This is a genomic window from Halomonas sp. (genome assembly GCF_041689495.1).
Taxonomy (GTDB): Bacteria; Pseudomonadota; Gammaproteobacteria; order Pseudomonadales; family Halomonadaceae; genus Halomonas.
The window spans coordinates 1-1,356 of sequence record NZ_JBDNGD010000180.1 but is presented as its reverse complement, the minus strand read 5'-3'; the positions used below and the strand labels follow the sequence as shown (position 1 = coordinate 1,356).

General features: G+C 59.4%; 2 protein-coding genes. Both read right to left on the bottom strand.

All coding sequences use genetic code 11. The features are described from left to right. On the bottom strand, positions 1–644 hold a 644-nt coding region (locus ACESMD_RS06220), incomplete at its 3' end, for a 3-keto-5-aminohexanoate cleavage protein (RefSeq protein ID WP_372611348.1). Between the two features lie 162 nt (positions 645–806). Continuing rightward, positions 807–1,250, bottom strand: coding sequence for an Rrf2 family transcriptional regulator (locus tag ACESMD_RS06215; protein ID WP_372611346.1), 444 nt, complete (start codon positions 1,248–1,250; stop codon positions 807–809). Positions 1,251–1,356: the final 106 nt, after the last annotated feature.

Below are 1,356 nucleotides of genomic sequence, written 5' to 3'. Positions count from 1 at the left end.
TCGTTCAAGACGATCTGGTTGGGTCCGATCCCGGCGCCACACCACTGGGCATCCGGCGCCAGGCGCTTGAGTGTTTCCACGTAGAAGTCGAAGGTCGGCTTGTCGACCGGCATGGCGTTCTTGACGCCCATGACGAACTGGACGTAGAGAGGTGCCTCGAGCTTGCCCTGTTTCGACAGGGCCACCGCCTGGTGGATATGCGAGAGATCGAAGGCCTCGATTTCCGGCTTGATGCCGTAGGTCAGCATTTCCTCGGCGAGCCAATCCACCAGGTCCGGTGGATTCTCGTAAACCCGAGTCGGGAAGTTGTTAGAGCCCACCGAGAGACTGGCCATGTCGGGTTTCAGCGGCAGCATGCCGCCCCGATCCTTGCCGGCACCCGATCGCCCCCCAGTGGAGAGCTGGATGATCATGCCGGGGCAGTGTTTCTGAAGCCCCTCCATCAGTCTGGCGAATCGCTCGGGATCCGAGGTCGGCGTCTGGTCATCGTTGCGCACATGGCAGTGGGCGATGCTGGCGCCGGCCTCGAAGGCCGCCTGGGTACTCTCGATCTGCTCCTCGATGGTCGTGGGCAACGCTGGATTGTTCTCCTTGCGCGGCACACTGCCAGTGATGGCAACGCAGATGATGCAGGGGTTGGACATGATGATCTCCTTGTTTAGCCCAGGTCGCTCATTGCCCCTGAATTAAAGCAATAAGTACACTCCATGCAGGCTGGCATGTCTAATGATGGAAGGTAATAAAATCGCCAGATTGGTCATTTGTGCATACGTTCTGGATGGGATACGAGAGTGAAAGCATCACCTTCAGGCCAATGGCGCGATTCGCAGGAGTTGAGAGAGCTGCTGGCGGCGGGGATCCAGCATATCGGCCAGGGTGTAGCGGTCGAGTACGGCCAGAAAGGCCTGTAGCGCTTCGTTGAAGGCGGATGTCAGCAGACAGGCCTGGGTGATACGGCAATCGTTGTGGTCACCGAAGCATTCCACCAGCCGCAGGTCATGTTCGGTATCACGCACCAGCTTGCCGAGATTGATCTCTTCCGGGGGACGCTGGAGTACCAGGCCCCCGTGCTTGCCGCGGATGGCAGTCACATAACCCTTCTGGCCGAGTTGATGGACGACTTTCATCAGGTGGTTCCGAGAGATGTCGAACTGCTCGGCGATTTCCTGGATAGTGGAGCGCTGCTCGCCCTTCAAGCCGAGATAGATGAGCACCCGCAGGGAATAATCAGTGAAACGAGTCAGGTGCATGGTGCACTCCCGGTGATAGCCGGTCTGGATGAGCCGCCACTCCCCTCGCGACAGCATCGGGCCGCGTCAGGACGAAGCCGGCGACGGTGCAGAATATCAGGGCGGT